General features: G+C 43.0%; 18 protein-coding genes. 7 read left to right on the top strand and 11 right to left on the bottom strand.

Annotated features, from left to right (window positions below; translation table 11 throughout):
* Nucleotides 1–54: 54 nt before the first annotated feature.
* The 3 genes from J4N44_RS21625 (at nt 55) to J4N44_RS21615 (ending at nt 2,190) form a co-directional block, all read left to right on the top strand.
* Nucleotides 55–264, top strand: a complete 210-nt coding sequence (locus J4N44_RS21625) for a YgdI/YgdR family lipoprotein (RefSeq protein ID WP_005451749.1) — start codon at nt 55–57, stop codon at nt 262–264.
* A gap of 268 nt (nt 265–532) precedes the next feature.
* Nucleotides 533–1,090: a PhnA domain-containing protein gene (locus J4N44_RS21620; RefSeq protein ID WP_005451748.1), complete on the top strand. Its 558-nt coding sequence runs from the start codon at nt 533–535 to the stop codon at nt 1,088–1,090.
* A 182-nt stretch (nt 1,091–1,272) separates the two neighbouring features.
* Nucleotides 1,273–2,190, top strand: coding sequence for a homocysteine S-methyltransferase family protein (locus J4N44_RS21615; protein WP_252045772.1), 918 nt, complete (start codon nt 1,273–1,275; stop codon nt 2,188–2,190).
* Between the two features lie 5 nt (nt 2,191–2,195).
* On the opposite strand, the gene J4N44_RS21610 is transcribed toward J4N44_RS21615, so the two are convergent.
* From J4N44_RS21610 to J4N44_RS21595, 4 genes are all read right to left on the bottom strand, one after another.
* The gene (locus tag J4N44_RS21610; protein ID WP_252045771.1) at nt 2,196–2,894 is read right to left on the bottom strand and encodes a DUF1223 domain-containing protein; all 699 of its coding nucleotides are present in this window, start codon (nt 2,892–2,894) and stop codon (nt 2,196–2,198) included.
* 137 nt (nt 2,895–3,031) lie between these two features.
* Nucleotides 3,032–3,223 carry a hypothetical protein gene (locus tag J4N44_RS21605; protein WP_005451745.1) on the bottom strand — a complete coding sequence of 64 codons (192 nt, stop codon included), beginning with the start codon at nt 3,221–3,223 and terminating at the stop codon, nt 3,032–3,034.
* Between the two features lie 278 nt (nt 3,224–3,501).
* A complete protein-coding gene (locus J4N44_RS21600) occupies nt 3,502–4,521 on the bottom strand; it encodes a TerC family protein (RefSeq protein WP_017819595.1) in 1,020 nt (339 codons plus the stop codon).
* A 529-nt stretch (nt 4,522–5,050) separates the two neighbouring features.
* A complete protein-coding gene (locus J4N44_RS21595) occupies nt 5,051–6,793 on the bottom strand; it encodes a bifunctional metallophosphatase/5'-nucleotidase (protein WP_005451743.1) in 1,743 nt (580 codons plus the stop codon).
* A gap of 537 nt (nt 6,794–7,330) precedes the next feature.
* On the opposite strand from J4N44_RS21595, the gene J4N44_RS21590 reads away from it, so the two are divergent.
* The gene (locus J4N44_RS21590) at nt 7,331–8,965 is read left to right on the top strand and encodes a DUF2813 domain-containing protein (RefSeq protein ID WP_252045770.1); all 1,635 of its coding nucleotides are present in this window, start codon (nt 7,331–7,333) and stop codon (nt 8,963–8,965) included.
* A gap of 127 nt (nt 8,966–9,092) precedes the next feature.
* Here the strand turns inward: J4N44_RS21590 and J4N44_RS21585 are convergent, their stop codons facing one another.
* Both J4N44_RS21585 and J4N44_RS21580 read right to left on the bottom strand, forming a co-directional pair.
* Nucleotides 9,093–9,572 (bottom strand): DUF1097 domain-containing protein, encoded by a 480-nt coding sequence (locus J4N44_RS21585; protein WP_005451739.1) that lies wholly within the window; start codon nt 9,570–9,572, stop codon nt 9,093–9,095.
* A gap of 297 nt (nt 9,573–9,869) precedes the next feature.
* On the bottom strand, nt 9,870–10,775 hold the full coding sequence (locus tag J4N44_RS21580) for a LysR substrate-binding domain-containing protein (protein WP_005441888.1): 906 nt from the start codon (nt 10,773–10,775) through the stop codon (nt 9,870–9,872).
* A 286-nt stretch (nt 10,776–11,061) separates the two neighbouring features.
* On the opposite strand from J4N44_RS21580, the gene focA reads away from it, so the two are divergent.
* On the top strand, nt 11,062–12,513 hold the full coding sequence (focA, locus tag J4N44_RS21575) for a formate transporter FocA (protein WP_005451736.1): 1,452 nt from the start codon (nt 11,062–11,064) through the stop codon (nt 12,511–12,513).
* 111 nt (nt 12,514–12,624) lie between these two features.
* Here the strand turns inward: focA and J4N44_RS21570 are convergent, their stop codons facing one another.
* The 3 genes from J4N44_RS21570 to J4N44_RS21560 all read right to left on the bottom strand — a co-directional run bounded on the left by J4N44_RS21570 (nt 12,625) and on the right by J4N44_RS21560 (nt 14,147).
* A complete protein-coding gene (locus tag J4N44_RS21570) occupies nt 12,625–13,194 on the bottom strand; it encodes a YceI family protein (protein ID WP_005451734.1) in 570 nt (189 codons plus the stop codon).
* Complete coding sequence (locus J4N44_RS21565; protein ID WP_017819592.1) at nt 13,191–13,730, bottom strand: cytochrome b; 540 nt, start codon at nt 13,728–13,730, stop codon at nt 13,191–13,193. Before J4N44_RS21565 ends, J4N44_RS21570 begins: the two co-directional genes overlap by 4 nt.
* Nucleotides 13,731–13,904: 174 nt before the next feature.
* Nucleotides 13,905–14,147, bottom strand: coding sequence for a DUF2164 domain-containing protein (locus tag J4N44_RS21560; RefSeq protein WP_009696700.1), 243 nt, complete (start codon nt 14,145–14,147; stop codon nt 13,905–13,907).
* Nucleotides 14,148–14,277: 130 nt separating this feature from the next.
* On the opposite strand from J4N44_RS21560, the gene J4N44_RS21555 reads away from it, so the two are divergent.
* Nucleotides 14,278–14,910 carry a hypothetical protein gene (locus tag J4N44_RS21555; RefSeq protein WP_050937648.1) on the top strand — a complete coding sequence of 211 codons (633 nt, stop codon included), beginning with the start codon at nt 14,278–14,280 and terminating at the stop codon, nt 14,908–14,910.
* A gap of 197 nt (nt 14,911–15,107) precedes the next feature.
* On the top strand, nt 15,108–15,896 hold the full coding sequence (locus J4N44_RS21550) for an EAL domain-containing protein (RefSeq protein WP_009696701.1): 789 nt from the start codon (nt 15,108–15,110) through the stop codon (nt 15,894–15,896).
* Between the two features lie 30 nt (nt 15,897–15,926).
* Here the strand turns inward: J4N44_RS21550 and J4N44_RS21545 are convergent, their stop codons facing one another.
* Together J4N44_RS21545 and J4N44_RS21540 are read right to left on the bottom strand one after the other, a co-directional pair.
* Nucleotides 15,927–17,180 carry a DEAD/DEAH box helicase gene (locus tag J4N44_RS21545; RefSeq protein WP_199479567.1) on the bottom strand — a complete coding sequence of 418 codons (1,254 nt, stop codon included), beginning with the start codon at nt 17,178–17,180 and terminating at the stop codon, nt 15,927–15,929.
* A 75-nt stretch (nt 17,181–17,255) separates the two neighbouring features.
* Nucleotides 17,256–17,852, bottom strand: a complete 597-nt coding sequence (locus J4N44_RS21540; protein ID WP_033007646.1) for an acyl carrier protein phosphodiesterase — start codon at nt 17,850–17,852, stop codon at nt 17,256–17,258.
* Nucleotides 17,853–18,263 lie beyond the last annotated feature (411 nt).

The following is an 18,263-nucleotide window of genomic DNA, read 5'->3' as shown; positions in this document are numbered from 1 at the left end:
CTATAGTTAAAACGATGTCTTTGTCTAACTCACTTGTTTGAAAAGGAAAACTCTATGCGCGTATTGACCGTGATTGCCACTGCACTACTTCTTGCCGCTTGCGGCAGCAGCCAATATCTTATGTCAACGAATGAAGGGAAAATCATCACCTCGTATGGCAAACCAGATCTCAATGAAGATACTGGCATGTACGAGTATGAAGACGTGGATGGCAAAGAAATGAGTATCTCACAAGACCAAATCGTACAAATTATCGAACGTTAGATCCTTTGCCTCCTGTCAAGTCAGGGGGCATTTTCAATCAATCTCCCTACCATCGATAACATTCATCAATGCAACTGATTCATCATTCAAAACAATCAACACCCTTATTTATATTCTAGGTATTATTTGTTTAGCCAATATTTTACATCTTCACTCCTTTCAGGTTGGAATATTGTAAAATCTCGCCTTTAATTCTCTAACACCCTTTTATTTCTCAGGATAAAGTGGATAATACCGCCACCAAAAAACATTACTAAGGTGAGTCCTTATGTCTATCGAAGCTACTCTGCTTGCTCGCTGCGAGTCAAAATGTGAACTGTGTTCTTCTGAAACTCAACTAACTGCTTACGCTGTGCCACCACACGGCAACGTAACGGTTGATACTGCTATCATGGTTTGTGATAAGTGTCATGGTGAGATCGAAGACCCTAAAGACATTAACCACTGGCGCTGCTTGAACGACAGCATGTGGAGTCAGGTTCCTGCAGTACAAGTAACTGCATGGCGCCAACTTACTCGCCTAAACACAGAAAGCTGGGCTCAAGATGCTCTTGACATGATGTACATGGAAGAAGAGCAAATGAACTGGGCAATGAAAGGTATGTCTGCTGACGATAAAACTGTTGACTGCAACGGCACTGAACTTAAGAAAGGTGACGATGTAACAGTAATCAAAGACCTACCAGTTAAAGGTACAAACCAAGTAATCAAACAAGGTACTGTTATTCGCGGTATCAGCCTTGGTGATGATCCTAAACTTGTTTCAGGTAAGGCAAACGGTGGTCAGTCAATGTACGTGATCGCTGAGTACTGCCGTAAGAAGTAATCCCAACATTACTTTCGAATTGAACGGGGTTCCAGTTGGAACCCCGTTTTCGTTTCTACAGTCCGCACCTTTTGTCTTATCTAGCTCACTACTAATCTACCCACCTACACGACCTATCCTTTTCCGCTCGTCACTTTCGTTCATAGCCGTTTTCATTTAAGGTTCAACAAGGAAGAATTAAGATGGACTGTAGTATGAAAAAGTTAACCATCCTTGATGGCGGTATGGGAAGAGAGCTGAAACGCATGGGAGCCCCATTCTCTCAACCACTTTGGAGCGCACAAACACTGATTGAATCGCCAGAATTCGTTTACCAAGCGCATAACAACTTTATCCACGCTGGCGCAGAGATCATCATTGCCAACAGCTATGCTTGTGTACCATTCCATCTGGGACAAGAACTTTACGAACAACAAGGTAGCGAACTAGCACGCTTTGCAGCCCAAATTGCTCGTGAATGTGCAGATAAGTCACCGGAACGCGTTCTAGTAGCTGGTTGTATTCCACCAGCGCTTGGTAGTTATCGACCAGATCTGTTCGAACCCAAATTAGGTGAAATCATTTTCAAGACTTTGTTTGAAGCTCAAGAAGATTATGTAGACCTTTGGCTAGCGGAGACCATATGCAGTTTAGAGGAGCTAAAGTGTTTACAAAGAGTCTTCACAAGCAGCACCAAACCTACTGCGTATGCCTTTTCTTTAAGTGATGACTCATTGGAAACCGCGTTGTTGCGCTCTGGGGAAACCGTTATCCAAGCTATTGAGCATATTGCCCAAAGTGCAGACAGCACCAATACCATCAGCGTTTACTTTAACTGCTCGGTACCTGAAGTAATGGCAAAAGCGGTCAGTGATACCAGAGCAGTTTTAGACCAACACAAGCTAGATATTGAAATTGGGGTTTACGCGAACAACTTCACCGCAATCAAATCTAATCACGAAGCCAACAGCGCATTACAAGCGATGCGAGAACTGTCAACAGACGAATACTTAACCTTTGCAAAAGAGTGGTATCAGCGCGGAGCTACCATTATAGGTGGGTGCTGCGGTATTGGACCAGAACACATCAAAGCGCTTTCGGATTGGAAGGCATCCCTCTAGTTCATTTATCGAATCTCACCCGCGACAGTCTGCACACGATTAAAAGTCCCTGGCTCAGTCACCCACGCCGCAACAGCATCAATGTTGTTGATGGGCTGATTGAGCTTAAACGTCCACTCTCCACTCTTTGAGCGACCTTGTTGTTTCTCCAATGCAACGAAATCATGCTCTAGTACTTTCCCTCCATTTTCACCGCGCTTAACTGATGTGGTTTCATTACTTGAGAGAAACACAATCGTTGCGTCATACGAGCCTTTCTCTTCAAACCGTAAAGAGAATTGGTTGCCAGAGCGCTCTAGTGTCAATGATTGGGCTTTTACGTTGTCGTTGCTGGGTAATACGCGCTTGCGCCAATTAAAAAAGCCGCGCCATTCTTCACTATCAACGACAAATGCTGGAGTATAGACACTCCCTACCGCGCCATAAGCGCGATACAAACGTTGCAGCTGAGAGAATTCAGGCTTTGCAAATTTGTCTTTCCAACCAAGATAGTCCCAATAATCAACGTGGTATGCGACAGGAATGTACTTTTCCCACAAATCAGGGTTGGATTGAAACGTAGAAAGGTATTTGTCTGCAGGTGGGCAACTTGAACAGCCTTCTGAAGTAAATAGCTCTATCACTTGTGCGGGCTGTCCTTCATGAACCCAACTTTGTGATGCAGAAAGACTGGTAATAGCAGCAAGTGCAATCGCGTTAATCATAGGCAGCTCCTTTTCTTTGATACTGACTATGACCGTACGAGCAAGAGATAGCTTTCAATGCGGTCTTAGGTGTAGCGATTTCAGATACAAAAATGCCGGCGATTAAGCCGGCATTTCGAATTCGCTTTCCATTCAGATTAACGGTACATACCGATGTCTTTCTGAATGTGTGCAGATAGGTCTTCTGCGTAGTAACTGCGAGGTGCAGAGTTGTCTACGAAAAGAATATCCAGTAAGTGAGCAATCAATCCTTTGAAGTTAACCGCGTAGGTCTTCTTATCCATAGAGGTTGGTAAAGCTACATTTGTCATTTGCATTGCTTGTGCCATGATTGCCTCTCTATAAAGCAGTAATTTGTTTTGTTGGTTGTATATTAGTCATTTTTTCTTTGAGCAAAAAATGACAAAATTTAGTCATTCAGATTAGATTTTCTTATAAAACAAATCTGTTACAACCCTTAAGAATACAAAACCCAAGCAGCTGAATATCTATTCAGCAAAGCGAATCTTTAGTTGAATAACTTGGATTTAGGCTGGTAAACCCAAGTCTATTTGCAACAATTAATTAACCAAATAATCTTTCGAAGGATTTTGAATTTACAAAATCATTAAGAGTTTTGATTAGTAATTTTAACGCTAGAACTATTGGTTTCTTTGTTCTTATAGATAGAAGCAATAACCGCTGTCGTCATCACTGTTACTAGGAAAGTTAATGACCAAACCGTTGGGATTTCGTATTGCGTGCCAACCAGTAGCATCTTCACACCAATGAACATCATGATCACTGACAGCGCTGGTTTTAGGTACACAAACTTGTCCAACATTGCTTGCAGTACAAAGTACAGAGAACGTAAACCAAGCAGAGCGAACACGTTAGCTGCTAATACCAAGAACGGTTCACGCGTTACCGCAAAGATTGCAGGGATCGAATCCAGTGCGAACATCACGTCCATCACTGCAATCACACCAACAACGATCAGCATTGGCGTTGCAACCCACTTACCTGCTTGTTTCAAGATCAAGTGGTTACCTTGATACTCTTCTGTCACTGGTAAGAATTTACGAATGAACTGCTCAGGGTATGGGTTCACCTCTTCTTCTTCGCCTTTATCTCGCGCCAGTTTAATACCAGTCCAAATTAGGAATGCTGCGAATAGGTAAAGCACCCAATGGTATTGAGCAAGTAATTGAGCACCTACTGCGATCATGATTGCACGTAGAACTAACGCACCAATCACACCCCACAATAGAGCGCGTGGACGCAAATGCTCTGGCACCTTGTATTGCGCAAAGATGATTGCGAACACAAACAAGTTATCGACACTTAACGATTTCTCAAGCAAGTAACCAGTTAAGAATGATATGGTCGCTTTTTCGTGAGTATAAACGCTATGAGGCGCGTAATAATCCCAGAAGAAATAGATAGAGCCTGCAAAGACAAACGCTAATAAGAACCAGAATACGCTCCAACCAATTGCTTTTTTCATGGTAATTACGCCGCCACGAGTCTGATAGATATCGAGGGCGACTAAAACCAAAGTAAATAGACCGAATGCACCGTACATTGTCAGTGATTCTTGTAGTGGAACAGACTGGGATAATTGGGTGGTATTTTCGATAAGAGACATGCTTCCTCCCACGCGGAAGGACATTATTCGGGCTGACCTTCCGCAAACAATACAAACCAGCAGTCACATTACCCATGTGTCTGCTAGCCAATGAATGCGTTGGTCTCGTTGAAGTGATCACGTGATGAATCAAGTGACACCTTTATTTACCGGATAAGCTGATGCTTAACGAGATGACGATAAATAAACTTGCGCTAACTACTCCCCAAACGCCGCCATCATACCCCTGCTTGCGTCGATCTCCAACAAAAAATCGTTATCGATAAAAACAAAGTATTTTGTGGAGAATGTTTATCAACATCATGAATTCAAGCCGGTTCAGATACAAAAAAGGAGCACTTATGCGCCCCTCATTTGTTGAATAGTCGATCTTTAAAAACCAGTTAGCGGTACAAAGTAAACCAGTGTTGACCAAACTGCGACCCAAGCAACGACAACCGCTGCGTCAGCCCAATCTTTTTTCCACATACTCTCTTCCCTCTTCATCGCATGTGCATTAGGGAGTGAGCAAAAAAGATACCAATAACGGTTATTGATTCTTCTGCGAGTAAAGTTTGTGACTTTGGTTCAAACAGTTTGGTTCGTCCGTTAGTAGTTCAACAAAGCAATCTGCCATGGAAAGATTACTGACAAAGCCTTCACCTTTCATATCCAGCAACGCTTCATAACCTTCTTTACCTTTCATAGTATAAGCAGACGAAGTACCACGGTACCAAAGCTCATCTTCCATCTCACACCAACGCTTACCATCAAAAATTTCTAGGTTTTTAATGCGTTGTCCTTTTGGCGCATCGGCTTGATATTCAAAGTTCAAATTATGTGTGTATGGGTAGCTACCAGAACCAGTGCCTTCAACACCATTGTTAAGTGCATTATTGATCGCGCCTTCCAATGCTAAACGAACAACTTTGCCTTGTACGTCATAAAAACCGATAGGAACGGCAAATGGCAACAATCGTCCGGCAACGTCTGCCACGGTAATATTTCCCGGATTGAGAGAAGTACGCACACCTCCCGCATTATGAATGGCAAATTGAACCTTGTGCCCACGCTTGTTAAGCGCATACAAGAATGAATGCGCTACTGCTGGAGCAAGTTCGCTTCCGCCAAATTCGTCAGGAATACGTACATGGCGCTTCTTCTCTGCCACATTTGCAATTACTTGTGATTGAAGCTTACGCACTCTTGGGATGTACTTATCATTTAAGATCGCTTGTGTCTCTGGGTGCTTTTTACAAACAACTACGTTTGGTTGACCATGAATAAAGTCACACGCTTCTTCAAACACACCTTGGTCAAGCTGCTCATTTAGTGTCGAATCCCAGAAAATGCGTCTTCCGAGTAGCAATTCATTTTGACCACTTAACATGGTCGCGGTGCCATTTTCATCAAATTCAAGAACACAATGCCCCATGGTTAATGCGTGATAACCAGCTTGAACGACATAAGTATCGTTTACCTTGACGCCATATGGGTCATCTTCGCCTAAGCCAATAGCGGTAAAGTTACCTTGTAACCTATGGCTGTGACCACCGACTATGATGCCAATGCCATCCACTTGAGCTGCAAGCTCGAGATCCCCTTCATAACCTAAGTGGCTCAAAAGGATGATGTTTTTAATACCCGCTTGGTGGATGTTTTCAACAGTATGTTTTGCTGTTTCTATTGCAGAGATAAATGGTGTGTCGGCATCTGGGTTGGCAATATCGCTCATCTTGTCGATAGACAAACCAAAGATGGCAACTTTCTCTCCGTGAAATTCTTTCACCAGATATTGCGCGCTTTGAGTCTCAGTGTCGAAGCTCAATACGTTATCGCAATCGCCCATGCGGTGATCTTTAGTTGGCAATTCATTGGATAAGTCCCAGTTACCTGCAAGCAACGGGAAGTTGGTACGCTGACAAAACAAAGCAACCGGTTCATTACCCATATCAAGTTCATGATTGCCCAGAGCCATCGCATCGATGTTAAGCGCGTTTAATAGGTCGGCGTTTGCTTTGCCTTTGAATAACGAGAAGTACAGAGTGCCCTGAAAACAGTCGCCAGCGTGTAAAAACAACATGCCTTGACCTTGACGTTGGGCATCATCACGAAGCTGTTCTACGCGTGTTGCGATACGTGAAAACCCACCAGCGCTCACGTAAGGCTCTAGTGTGCGTTCGTTATCAATATTGAGTTTTAGCTGTAATGACGTTGGCTCAAAGTAGGAATGAGTGTCATTGATGTGTGCCAGTTTGATTCTGACTGGCTTATGATTTTTATTCATTGTCATCTTCTCTCTTTTCATTCCGAAATGCCCAAGTGACCTCAAGACGCAGTATTCAGAGCGATGTCACTGATTTAAGTTCAAGGACAACGATGCAGCGTAATAGTCATCTATTTCCCAATTGTTTGACAAAGAAATTGAATCAGTGACACGCTCCCTTCGGGCGAGTTGACTTGGTTTGTATACGTTGTTAACGCTTTTTAACTTAGGGTCACTAGGTTTTCAAATCGTTGCCTAGTCTACAAACCAAGTCATTCTCGCTGAACTAAGCATCTCGAGGTTACTTGGACATCATTATTAGAACTGAATCATGACAGAATCATGAATTTTATGAAACAGAGAAATTGTCATTTCATTTTTACGTGATCAAGATTCATCTTGCGTACAAGTTTGAAAGTGACTTTACGCCTAAACGGTCTCTATTCATAGGATGAATGCTCTTAAATTTGTGAACTGAGCTTAACTTGCCATGATCAATTTCATATATGCTTATGAGGAGCAAAAGAACTCTCGATAATTCAAATAATTGCAAGGAGGAGTGAGATGAGACTAGAACGCATCGAAATCTCTGGGTTTAGAGGCATTAAACGCCTTTCACTCTCTTTTGACGAACTGACGACCTTAATCGGTGAGAACACTTGGGGTAAATCCTCCCTACTCGACGCCCTGTCTCTCGCCTTACCTGCAGATGGCTCTCTCTATCAATTTGAAATGACGGACTTCCACGTCGACTATTCCATCTCGCACCCACAAACACAGCATCTTCAAGTCGTACTCTGTTTTAAATCTCAAGATAAACAAGAAGTGAATGCTGGACGTTATCGTCGCATTAAACCTACATGGTGCATCAACGAAGACAACGAACACGTCATTTATTACCGTTTAAGTGCCAGTAGAGATGGCCACCACATCACAACCAAGTACGCATTCTTGGACTGTGATGGCGAAGCGAAGCAACTGCATCATGCAGAGAAACTCGCAATTGAACTGATGACCCTTCACCCAGTAATCCGATTACGCGACTCACGCCGTTTCCCCGAACCCAATCACATTAATGGTGACAACAAAAATGCTCGTATAGAAAAACGCATTAATAATACCTGCCGTCGCCTGTTTGCTATGCCTGGTCATGTGAACAAAGGTGAAGTTCGCAGCAGTCTTGATTCAATGCACACGTTAGTCGAGCACTATTTTGCATTCCGAAGCGTGAAGAAAGGTCACCCGAGAAAACCGCGAGACGGTCTGTTCTATGCCAGCCCTTCTGCTGAAAAAGGGTTATCGCAGTTTTTGAAAGAGACGAATAACAAGCAAACTCGCTTACTACTTATGGGATTGTTAAACGCGTACCTACAAGCCAAAGGCCCGACAGATTTAAGACGTTGTGCACGTCCCATCTTGATCATTGAAGATCCAGAAGGTCGTTTACATCCTACTCATCTATCCCGCGCTTGGAGCTTGTTGCAACTGCTTCCGATGCAGAAGATTCTCACCACAAACAGTGCCCGTTTACTCGGCTCTGTACCGTTGGCATCGATTCGTCGATTAGTTCGTTTGTCAGATCGAACCATTGCAAAGTCACTCAACACAAACCGCTTTAGTGTCGACCAACTCCGTCGGATTGGCTTCCACATTCGTTTTCATCGTGCTGGTGCCCTATTTGCTCGTTGCTGGCTATTGGTTGAGGGTGAAACAGAAGTTTGGTTATTTAACGAACTGGCACGTCAATGCGGGTATGACTTAGCGGCAGAAGGCGTACAAATCGTTGAATTTGCCCAGTCTGGGTTGAAGTCTCTGATCAAAGTCGCCAAAGAATTTGGGATAGATTGGCACGTCGTCACTGACGGAGATCCTGCGGGTAAGAAATACGCTCATACAGTAAGAGCGCATTTGGATAACGACCAAGAACGCCATCGCTTAACGGAATTACCTGACAGAGACATCGAGCATTTTCTCTATAACAATGGTTTCGAACTTTTCTTTAAGGACATTATCAAAGTTCCTCATGAGCACCCAATCCCAGCAAAGAAAGTCGTAAATCGCGTTCTGAAGAAACAAGCAAAACCCGATCTCGCCTTAGCGATTGTCGCTCATTGTGAGGAGCGAGGTGTAGATTGCATCCCTGTGCTACTGCGCTGGACGTTGAAACGTGTCGTTACCATGGCAAACGGAAACACCTAACAAGCGTATAAATAAAAAAAAGCACACCAACCTGGTGTGCTTGTATCAAGAATCAGTAATTTTGATTAACTGTATTGAGCGGGATAAGTCTCAACACACAGCGGATACAAATAAGATCGGGGGTTCACTACTGTACTTGCTCAGCGAGCGAAGAAGTAGCGGCTGATTTCGCATGTAACCAAAGTCCTGTTGCTTTCATTAAGTAGCCAAACACGCCACCTAAAATCAGCGATGGCACTACAAGTTGCCAATTGCCGTCTGCAGCAAAAGTGGCGCATGAGCCAATGAAAGTGCCAGGGATGTACGCTAGCCAAGCTTGCTTCGCTTGAATACACATAAAGAACGCGACTACAGCAGTAATTACATAACCGATAATCTCTACACCTACGTAAGTTGAACCGTAAATGATTACCAACGCCCAAAATACGCCTGTCATATTGGTGATCAAACTTTCTGCTAGCCCTTTTAAGCCACTTGTCGGGGATGCAAAGTAACTTGTACAGCCAAGAAAGCCTGCCCAAGACAACAGACCAAGGGAGATAGCGATCCAGCCCCATACGCCAGAGAGAATGCCAGTTGTAATTGAAATTGCTAAAAGTGTGGTCATGGTATTCTTACCCGCTTGACTAGTTTCGTACCACTTGGTTCGAAAACTGCCTTCATACATTGAAATCAGGCAGTCAATACTAGGCACATCCCTCATTGACTTCGGTGATCAAGATCGCATTAACATCCTATAACGTTGCATGTTTTACACGTTAAATTTGACGCAACCGATAAATCAACAGATTTCGAAAATAACAAAATCACAATAAATTGGGCGAAATAAGCAATAGATGACAAAAAAGGCCCTGCACAATGCAGAGCCTTTACTAAGATGCGATCATTTTGTTTCGAATATCGCTTAAAGCACTGAAGGTTTGCCTTTCATCATGCGTAAGCCTTCACGTTTGATGCAGTCAACCAATGGGTTTTCCGCCATATCAGCACGCCATATAAACGATAATGTTCGATCCATCTTCAGATCAGGTACGTTCAGCGCAACCAAATCACCAGCTTCAATGTAACGTTCTACATCAAGATAAGGCAGGCACGTCAAATACTGACCATTGGATACTAAGCTTCTTAGAACTGGAACGTGCTCGTATTCACGCCACACGTCCAAATCTTCAATAAGATGGTGAATCGAACTATCAAAAATCTTGCGAGTACCAGAACCATGTTCTCGCAACACCCATTTCGCTTGTTCAAGTTGAGCTAAGCTCACTGATGAGTTACGCGCAAATGGATGGTGGGACGCTGCGACTACAGTAAGATGGTCTCGACACCAAATCTCTTGGTGTAAACGGTTATCGTCACAGCGACCTTCAATCACGCCCAGATCGTATTTGTAATCCAAGACACCATCGATGACGGCCTGAGTACTCTGTACGCCTAAGGAGATACGCATCTCTGGAAAATCATTATCAATGATACTGATAAGGTCAGGAACTAGGTGTTCTGCAGGTGTTTGACTCGCGCCTAATCGAATGTGCCCACTCAACAAGTGTTGCTCGTAAAAACCCATTTCAATTTGTAGCGCGTCTTGCAGTAAACGCTTTGCTTTTGGTCTTAACCACATCCCCCAATGTGTTAAAGCCATTTGTTTGCCTTGCCTTTCAAATAAAGGTCTACCAAGCATTTTTTCCAACTGAGCAAGCGACATGCTCGTCGCCGATTGTGTCAGAGCCAGTTTATCCGCGGCCTGGCTTACACTGCCGGTATCTGCAACAGCGTCAAAAACCGCTAATTGCTTAAGTGAGTAGCGCAAAGTGTCCTCCCTAATTGGCGAGTATTCCCCATACTCTCGCAACCCAAAAATACATGCGTCGATACGCAATGAGGTTCATTTTACCTGCCTTTAAGAACTTATCAAATAATTTGATGAGGATTCTAAATATTATCAATTTTACCTGTAGCTCTGACCTGCTTAATCTGGATATGCGGTTCGGGAACATCGCAACAAAAAACAATAACACCTTCTCTTTCGAGTACAGAAAACGTCTCGATTTCACTAACCAAGGAGTTCATATGGAACCACAGACTAAGGAGTCATTATGGCGGTGACCAGCTCTCAAAATATCCAGTATTTCTCTCCAAAAGAAATGATGGCTGAAGCTGAGAAGTTTGCACTTAGTAAAGCAAACAAAACCAGCGGCATGACACTGGGTTTGGCAATTATGGCAGGCGCATTCATCGGTTTAGCATTCTTGTTCTACATCACAGTGACAACAGGTAGTGCGGATGCAGGTTGGGGTCTTAGCCGTCTTGCTGGTGGTTTAGCATTCAGTATGGGTTTGATACTCATCGTCATTTGCGGTGGTGAGTTGTTTACCAGCTCAGTGCTTTCGAGCATCTCATGGGCAAACAAACAAATCTCATTCGGCAAAATGTTGTCGATTTGGGGCAAGGTTTATGTGGGTAACTTCATCGGTGCAATGTTTTTACTTGCATTGGTAAGTGCGGCGGGCTTGTACCAAATGGATGCAGGTCAATGGGGCTTAAACGCACTCAACATCGCACAGCACAAACTACACCATACATTGGTACAAGCTTTTGCATTAGGCATTTTATGTAACTTATTGGTTTGTCTTGCAATCTGGCTGACATTCAGCTCGGCAAACGCTATGACCAAAGCAGCAATGACCATCATGCCAGTCGCGATGTTCGTTAGCAGTGGTTTTGAGCACTGTGTGGCAAACATGTTCATGGTACCGCTAGGTATCGTTATCGCAAACTTCGCACCGGAATCTTTCTGGACTGCGGTTGGTGTACCAGCTTCTCAATATGCAGATTTGAATGTCGGTCACTTCATCACTGCAAACCTAATTCCAGTGACTCTAGGCAATATCGTTGGTGGTGCAGTATTGGTTGGTTTAGCTAACTGGTGCATTTACCGTCGACCAGAACTTAAAGCAGCAAAAGTTGCATCAATTACAAACACTACAACACTCACGTCAGTTAAGGAACGCACTATGAAAAACGCATCGATTGTAAAAGAGATCATGAACCCGAGCCCAGTTACTCTGAGCGTAGAAATGCCAGTATCAACTGCACTAGATACCCTGTTGGACAACAATCTAATCAGTGCTCCTGTTGTTGACATTGAAAACCGTTTGGTTGGTTTCTTCTCAGCACACGACGTAATGGTTGAATTATGGTGCCAAGATTACATCCCAGCTCAAGAACAAAAAGTTGTCGATTTGATGAGCCGTGACGTAGTAGCAATTGATGCAAATGACCGCTTAGTCGACGTTGTTGAGTTCTTATGTATCGATAAAGAACAACTTTACCCAACGACGAGCATGGGCATGGCGACTCGCTTTACTTCTCTTTCTTTAGAAGAACGCGCGAAAAGTATCAAAGTAAGCAAGCCTCAAGTGCTGCCTGTACTAGAAAACGGTCTGATGGTTGGTGTGGTGACACGTAGTGAAGTTCTTAAAGCTCTTCGTCCGGTATATGGCGAGCGTCTAAACCTAGTTGAAGATAACGTTCTAGAAACAGCATAAAACTATTACAACCAGCAACTAACAACTAACAACTAACAACAAAAGTTGGCACCAATAAAAAAGCGCTCTATTTAGAGCGCTTTCTTTATTTATACACACAAGAGCAAGAAATTACTTCTTAATACCTTCGATGTGCAATTCCATATCAACGTAGCTCGATGAGCCCATTACAGGGATTTCGAAATCAGCAAGCTCAAGACGGGTTTGACCAATGAAGCCCGCACGCTCACCACCCCATGGATCGTTACCCGCGCCAACAAATTCTGCTTCGATTGTGATTGGCTTAGTGACACCGTGAAGAGTGAGGTCACCTGTTACATCTAGCTTACCGTTGCCTTTGTCTACAACTTTTGTACTCTTAAACGTAGCTTCGCTGTATTTACCTGCATCGATGAAATCACCGCTACGGATGTGTTTATCACGCTCTGCATGGTTTGAATCAAGGCTAGTTGTATCAACCACTACGTTTACTTTCGAATCAGCAATGTTGTTTTCATCAAAAGAAAAGTCACCAGAAAATGTATTAAAACGACCTTTGATGAAACTGTAACCTAAGTGGCTTACTTTAAAGTTAATAGATGCGTGAGCGCCTTTCGTATCGATAACGTAATCTGCAGCGTTAGCACCAAACGGTAGTGCCATAGCGATTGCTAGTCCTGTAGCGAAAAGTGACTTTTTCATTTTGAAGCTCCTAACATTTTTCTTAATGTGTTGTCTTTATCGATAAAGTGATGTTTTAGTGCAGCAGCGGCATGCATACCAGCCATTAGGATTACAGCCCAAGCTGCATAGAAGTGAATTTCACCCGCAATATCTGATTGACCGGGAAATAACTCCCCTGCGCCTGGTACCGTAAACCAATTAAAAACTTCGATACCGCGACCATCAGATGTTGAGATGAGGTAACCTGAAATAAAGATAGTGATGAGCAATAAGTACATCACACCATGTGCCGCCTTTGCTGCAGCCACTTCATAAGGTTTACCTTCTACTTTTGGTGACGCCGTCACATGTTTCCACACGATGCGAGCCAAAGTAAGTATTGCCAATAGAATGCCCACAGAGCGGTGATAATGTGGCGCCGTACGATACCATTCGCTGTAGTAGCTAAGGTCGACCATCCACAAACCCACAGCAAACAAACCGATGATGCAAAGTGCTGATAACCAATGCATAAATCGTGCAGGTAGGTTGTAGTTCTTTACCAGTGTTTCCATCTCACGTTCCTAGATATGTTCCTAAGTTGATGTTGAGCAAGAAACACAACATTAACTTATTTACCTTGTATGAAACAGATTATTTACCATCCTTTACATCTAACCAATATTGCTTGTTAAAACATCTTGTTCGAAAAATTTGAAGGAACTTAAAATCGTTTGTAAAACGTAAACTTAGATCTGAACTTCTTGTTCTATTTCATACAGTTCATCGCTCATTTCTAACATACGCCGTTCAATTACTGTTTTTGCATCTTCAATCCCTTTGTTGTAATAGATCGGTGCGAGTTTTTCTGTGATGAAATCAATCAAAAATTCGCTGTCAAATTGCCCGATTTCAAGGCTCAGTTCGTCCTGCATGTAATCTTGAATGGCTGTCGCCAATGTTTCTTTTTGTGCTCTTTCTAGTTTGATCATATTTTACCTACGGAACTCTATTCTCAATTTTGATGTTTAGATCAAGAAGTTGCCTATCTAAATTAGTCTATCCTAAAAGGACTATGCTAACCTTTCGCCGTTCATATTGTTAACCGTTAAGGGATATTCTTTGCTACTCGACTTAGTCATTCAAAGTGTCAATGATTTTCAGGACGATTGTCTCAAACTGTGTGAGAAGCATTATCCTGCGGTACATAACCAAGGTATGAGTGAACACCATCTCGGTCTTGCATTTACACGACGTATGGAGCACACATTTCGTCACTTTGGTTACAGTAGTATCATCAAACCAATTGAAGTACTTGATGCCCCAGATTTACCTCACCATTATCGCATCTCATCTGAAATTGGTACGGTCTGGGTATTAAGCCATCATATGGTCAGTGCAGGCAATTCATGCCGCGAAAACCTACTTTCTTCTATCACTGAATGGCAAAGTGAGTACGGCTATGCATTACAGCCGAATGACTTACTATTTTTGGTGAGCGATCATTGGATCAGCCGTAGTAAAACCAGTCGAGAGTTATTACATTGGTGGATGGGTGAGCTACCTGAGCCAATTAATGAATATACCGAGCAAGGCATCACATTGTTTACCAGCGAGTCACAGCTTACCCATTCCCTGGATACGCGCTTTGGTATCAGCCCTTGCTACATTAAATTTGGACATCCTTTGCGCCGCTCAAACAAGCAACAACTGGTCAGAAAGTACCTTCAACTGTACGCGGTTTTACAGTGGTAACATCAAATTGCAACAGGTAGATTATCAGCCTATTCATCTATTTGTTTGAGGCTGATCGATATTTCCATTCAATACAAGCTAACTCTCTTGCCTTGACCCCTTCAGCACAATTAGATTCGACTTACTGAAGTAAAACTAGATGCACAACAATCAGTTAGGCATCAGTGAGAGTATCTTGGTCTAGGTTACAAACAATAATGATGAGTATCTCGCAGCTACTGGGCTGCATTTCAAAACAATTAGATGGACAATACGTCGCACAATATAAGCAACTGACGTTGAGAAGCGTATTTCAACCCATCTATCAGAAAGATCTTTCTATCATCGGTCTTGAGGCGCTGGTACGTATCAGCAATCAAGATGGGCTCATGATTAGACCAGACCAATTCTTTCACTCAACGAGCATCCCCAGTGAAGATCAAATCAATGTTGAGCGCTTAAGTCGACTCATTCACATCAGCAATTTCGGTCAGTCCAAGTTTAGCAATAAAAAGCTGTTCTTAAATGTCTTACCAAAAGCAGCAGAGATGCTGGCAAAAGACATGTCTTATAGTAATTTGCTAAATCAATCCATCGTCGAAGCCGGCTTGCGCCGAAAGCAAATCGTCATGGAGTTAGTTGAACTTGATGCAAGTGATGAAAACTTCCTCTACAAAGCTACGAAAGAGCTCAGTGATAATGGCTATATGCTTGCCATTGATGATTACGGAATTGATGCCTCAACGATTGAGCGCGTTAGATGCGTAAAACCGAACATCATAAAAATAGATCGGTCATTGCTATTGAGGTACGAAAATGGCGACTTTTCGTGTTTGATGGAAGCACTCTCGCTAGCGAGAGATGTGAACTCAAAAACCGTTATTGAAGGAATTGAAACCGAGCATCAACTTAACTTAATGAAAAAACTCGGTTTCGATATGTATCAAGGCTACTTATTAGCAATGCCTCAAACGCTTGAAGCGTACCAAGAAGCAAAGACTGCGTAATCAAGGTTATTGATAATCGCAATCACCTTTTTATTTTCGGTTTTTTCCGCGGTTTTTATGGATTGCCAGTTTTGCCTTCATCTTACGTTTTTCTGCAGAACGACTCTTACGACGACCACCACTATTACGTTCAGGTTCAATTTCTTCTATTAAGCTTGGTTCAAAGCCTTCTAACCACTCTTGCGGTAAGCGTTGGTCAAGCAGGTTTTCAATGGCGTGCAATAGATACTCTTCATCACGACTCATCAAAGAAACCGCAAGACCAGATTTACCCGCACGTCCCGTACGACCAATACGGTGGACGTAATCTTCCGCCTTAAAAGGCATATCGAAGTTAACGACTTGCTCAAGTTGTTGAATATCTAAACCGCGAGCGGCAACATCAGTTGCAATTAACGCACGTACTTTACCTTCTTTGAACTCGTCAAGCGCACGCTGACGAGCACCTTGAGATTTATCTCCATTGATAGAAACCGCTTTAATGCCATCCAGTTTAAGCTCTTTAGCCAATTCGTCACTGCCTTGCTTAGTCTTGGTGAATACCAATACCTGCTGCCAGTTACGTGAACCAATTAAGTACGCTAGCAGTTCGCGTTTACGCTTCTTATCGACTGGGTAAACCATTTGTTTCACTGTTTCTGCCGTCGTATTTGCTGGTGATACTTCCACCTCGACCGGAGAATCCATCAATTTGTAAGCAATGGTTTTAATGCGCTTCTCAAACGTCGCTGAGAAAAGCATGGTCTGTTTCGTTTGTGGTAAACGACGAAGGATACGTTGCAGATCAGGCCAAAAACCCATATCCAACATACGATCCGCTTCATCCAAAACAAGGATGCCTGTTTTAGAAATGTTTACGTTGCCATTAAACAAATGGTCAAGTAAGCGCCCCGGTGTTGCGATAAGGATGTCTGTGCCCTCTTCAAGCTTTTTCTTTTGTACGCCAATACTCGTGCCACCGTAAACACACACTATTTTAAGATCAGTATTTGCTGAGTATTGCGTGAGGTTGTCCATCACTTGCTGAGCCAGTTCTCGAGTCGGCACGAGAATCAGTGCTTGCGGCGTGCCATTACGTTTCTGTTGCTGAACAGTCTGGATGATTGGCAAGCCAAATGCCGCTGTCTTACCTGTACCGGTTTGTGCAGCAGCAAGCAGATCTTTACCTTCCAGTACGTGTGGAATCGATTTTTCCTGAACAGGAGTCGGCGTAACAATATTCAAACCACCTAGGGTCTCAACCAACGGTTGTTCAATGCCAAGATCAGCGAAATTAACGGACATGATAAACCTCTTAATTTTTGGAGCGCAGAGTTTACCAGAGCGCCTTTGGGCATACTACCTTTAGCAGTCAATGCGTTATGAATTAATTAGCTGTTGATGATACTCAGCAGATTGACTCAACACATCTCGATACAGCGCAGCAAACTTCCCTTCCAATTGTTCATATTCATTATCCAGAACCTCAAACGTCGTCGTGAGGTCTGCCATACGCGGCGTTCTTTGCGACATCCGATGAAGGGCAAATTCGATGTTTTCTAAGTATTGATAAGACTGCAACCAACCACCACTCCACATACGACTATGTAACAACAAAAATCGTGGAGGCAGTTGTTCTGATATTTGTTCATTCACTTGAAGATAAGCATATTGAACAAAGGAATCTAAAGATTGCTCGCTAAAAGAATGCCAATGCTTGGCTAAACAGTGGTCCCAAAACATATCAAGAGCGATAGGTGCAAAGCGTCGTGCAACGCCAGTAAAGTGTGGTTTGCATTCTTCGACAATAGCGTGGTGATCGGTGATACGATCCACAAAACGATGGAGTTTAATACCATTGGAAATATCAGCTTGATATTGCTTGCTTGGATCTCCCTTTACGAAATCTCCAAGCAAGTTTCCCATTAAATGGCTATTACAGTGATCTGCAATATGCAGGTGGGCTAGAAAGTTCATTAGACGCTGTGAGTGGCCTTTTGGCTCGTCTTACATGAACTTAGTATAACGTCTGTAGTGACGCGGTGAGAGTACTAATTGTACTTATTCGGCTTCTTCTTCTGAGCCAATGTAGTCCGACAAGATAATACCGATTTCGAGTGCATCAAGCATCTCTAGGCATTCGTCGTTTTGGTATTGGTCGCTCATTGTGACCTCCTTTGTGTTACATCTCCTGAAGCATTCATGCTTCGATTCTACTGCCATAACTTCTTCTTTATCGATGACAGCAACTCCTTTTTATAGCCTTTATATGACACATTCATGACAGCGAAAAGTAAAGTTTTGGAAAGCTATGACAGAAATCATAAGTAAACGTTTGCGGTCAATATTCCCAAAAAACCAGACACCAACGCCAAAGCACTACCATTT

This window comes from Vibrio sp. SCSIO 43155, assembly GCF_023716605.1.
Lineage (GTDB): Bacteria > Pseudomonadota > Gammaproteobacteria > Enterobacterales > Vibrionaceae > Vibrio > Vibrio harveyi.
The sequence above is the reverse complement of the archived record's forward strand: the minus strand, read 5'-3'. Positions and strand labels throughout refer to the sequence as shown.

Excerpts from the sequence above, each read along its gene's own strand:
- J4N44_RS21625 (WP_005451749.1), top strand. The coding sequence starts at position 55 with ATGCGCGTATTGACCGTGATTGCCACTGCACTACTTCTTGCCGCTTGC.
- J4N44_RS21620 (WP_005451748.1), top strand. The coding sequence starts at position 533 with ATGTCTATCGAAGCTACTCTGCTTGCTCGCTGCGAGTCAAAATGTGAA.
- J4N44_RS21615 (WP_252045772.1), top strand. The coding sequence starts at position 1,273 with ATGGACTGTAGTATGAAAAAGTTAACCATCCTTGATGGCGGTATGGGA.
- J4N44_RS21610 (WP_252045771.1), bottom strand. The coding sequence starts at position 2,894 with ATGATTAACGCGATTGCACTTGCTGCTATTACCAGTCTTTCTGCATCA.
- J4N44_RS21605 (WP_005451745.1), bottom strand. The coding sequence starts at position 3,223 with ATGGCACAAGCAATGCAAATGACAAATGTAGCTTTACCAACCTCTATG.
- J4N44_RS21600 (WP_017819595.1), bottom strand. The coding sequence starts at position 4,521 with ATGTCTCTTATCGAAAATACCACCCAATTATCCCAGTCTGTTCCACTA.
- J4N44_RS21595 (WP_005451743.1), bottom strand. The coding sequence starts at position 6,793 with ATGACAATGAATAAAAATCATAAGCCAGTCAGAATCAAACTGGCACAC.
- J4N44_RS21590 (WP_252045770.1), top strand. The coding sequence starts at position 7,331 with ATGAGACTAGAACGCATCGAAATCTCTGGGTTTAGAGGCATTAAACGC.
- J4N44_RS21585 (WP_005451739.1), bottom strand. The coding sequence starts at position 9,572 with ATGACCACACTTTTAGCAATTTCAATTACAACTGGCATTCTCTCTGGC.
- focA (WP_005451736.1), top strand. The coding sequence starts at position 11,062 with ATGGCGGTGACCAGCTCTCAAAATATCCAGTATTTCTCTCCAAAAGAA.
- J4N44_RS21570 (WP_005451734.1), bottom strand. The coding sequence starts at position 13,194 with ATGAAAAAGTCACTTTTCGCTACAGGACTAGCAATCGCTATGGCACTA.
- J4N44_RS21565 (WP_017819592.1), bottom strand. The coding sequence starts at position 13,730 with ATGGAAACACTGGTAAAGAACTACAACCTACCTGCACGATTTATGCAT.
- J4N44_RS21560 (WP_009696700.1), bottom strand. The coding sequence starts at position 14,147 with ATGATCAAACTAGAAAGAGCACAAAAAGAAACATTGGCGACAGCCATT.
- J4N44_RS21550 (WP_009696701.1), top strand. The coding sequence starts at position 15,108 with ATGATGAGTATCTCGCAGCTACTGGGCTGCATTTCAAAACAATTAGAT.
- J4N44_RS21545 (WP_199479567.1), bottom strand. The coding sequence starts at position 17,180 with ATGTCCGTTAATTTCGCTGATCTTGGCATTGAACAACCGTTGGTTGAG.
- J4N44_RS21540 (WP_033007646.1), bottom strand. The coding sequence starts at position 17,852 with ATGAACTTTCTAGCCCACCTGCATATTGCAGATCACTGTAATAGCCAT.